The sequence below is a fragment of the Methylobacterium sp. WL103 genome (genome assembly GCF_008039885.1).
Lineage (GTDB): Bacteria > Pseudomonadota > Alphaproteobacteria > Rhizobiales > Beijerinckiaceae > Methylobacterium > Methylobacterium cerastii.
This window is the reverse complement of record NZ_VRUX01000875.1, coordinates 1-1,341: the sequence shown is the minus strand read 5'-3', so window position 1 is coordinate 1,341 and position 1,341 is coordinate 1. Positions and strand designations below refer to the sequence as shown.

Genomic DNA, 1,341 nt, shown 5'->3' with positions numbered 1-1,341 from the left:
GTGCTGATCAACGTCGCCCGCGTTCAGGGCCGCCGCCACCGCGTCGGTGACGACGATCGGCCCGCGGGCGACGTTGATCAGCACCGCGCCCGGGCGCATCCGCCCGATCAGCGCCGCGTCGACCAGCCCCCGCGTCGCATCCGTCAGGGGGCAGGCGATCACCACCGCGTCGCTCTCCGAGAACAGCGTCGCGACGTCCACCGGCTCGACGAGGCCGCCATGGTCCGAGGCGGTCCGCGACGAACCGAGCACGCGCAGGCCGAAGCCGTGGCGGGCGATCCCGGCGACGCGGCGGCCGATCTCGCCCATCCCGAGGATGCCGAGGGTGGAGCCGCCGACCTCGGCGAGGTCGTTGGCGCGGGTCTTGGCCGCGAGCCACCCGTCCCGGCGCAGGCCGGCATCGAGGTCGGCGAGCCGCCGCCGCAGGGCGAACAGGGCGGAGAAGACGTACTCGGCCACCGCGCCGGTGTTGCTGCCGGGCAGGTTCGCCACGGGAATCCCGCGGGCGGTGGCGGCCTCCAGCGGCACGAAGTCCAGCCCGACCCCGTGGCGGACGATGCCGCGGAGGTTCGGGGCGTGGTCGAGGATGTCGTCGGGCAGTTGCGCGCGCACGATCATCCCGGCGGCGTCGGGGGCGAACGCCCGCAGCGTCGCCGCGGCGGTGTCGGGGGCGACGACGACGCGGGCATAAGGCGCCAGCATCGCGACCGCGTCGGCGTGGATCGGGTTGGTCAGGAGGACGAGGGGCAAGGGGGCGATGGACGGAGGGGTCAAGGAAGCGGCTTTCTCACCGTGTGCGAACGCGCCGTATGCGGACCTCAGCCGGTGAAGCGCGCCAGCGTCACGGCCGTGTCGCCGTAGGTCCGCCGTTCGAGCTCGGAGAACCCTGGGGGCAGGGCGACGACGGCGCTGGCGACCTCCTCGACCACCACCAGGGCGTCTTGCGTCAGCCAGCCGCCCTCGGCGGCAGCGGTGAGCGCCGCCGGCGCGAGGTCGCGGCCGTAGGGCGGATCGCAGAACACCAGGGAGAAGCGCCCAGTGGTGCCGGAGGGGCCGAGCTTGGTCGCGTCGCGCCGAAACAGCCGGGTGCGCCCTTCGGCGCCGAACTGCTCGATGTTCTCACGGATCACGCCGCGCGCCTCAGCCCCCTCGTCGACCAGGAGCGCGTAGGCCGCGCCGCGCGACAACGCCTCGAAGCTCAGGGCGCCGGTGCCGGCGAACAGGTCGAGGATGCGGGCGCCCGGCACCGCGTCGTCGTAGGCGTGGGCCAGCACGTTGAACAGGGCCTCGCGAAGGCGGTCCGTGGTCGGGCGGATCGCGTCGGAGCGCGGGGTGGCGAGG

General features: G+C 74.3%; 2 protein-coding genes. Both read right to left on the bottom strand.

Translation table 11 applies throughout. The features are described from left to right. Positions 1-774: NAD(P)-dependent oxidoreductase (locus FV222_RS26320; protein WP_246685681.1), on the bottom strand; the 774-nt coding region annotated here is incomplete at its 3' end. A gap of 44 nt (positions 775-818) precedes the next feature. Then, on the bottom strand, positions 819-1,341 hold a 523-nt coding region (rsmD, locus tag FV222_RS26315), incomplete at its 5' end, for a 16S rRNA (guanine(966)-N(2))-methyltransferase RsmD (protein WP_147816059.1).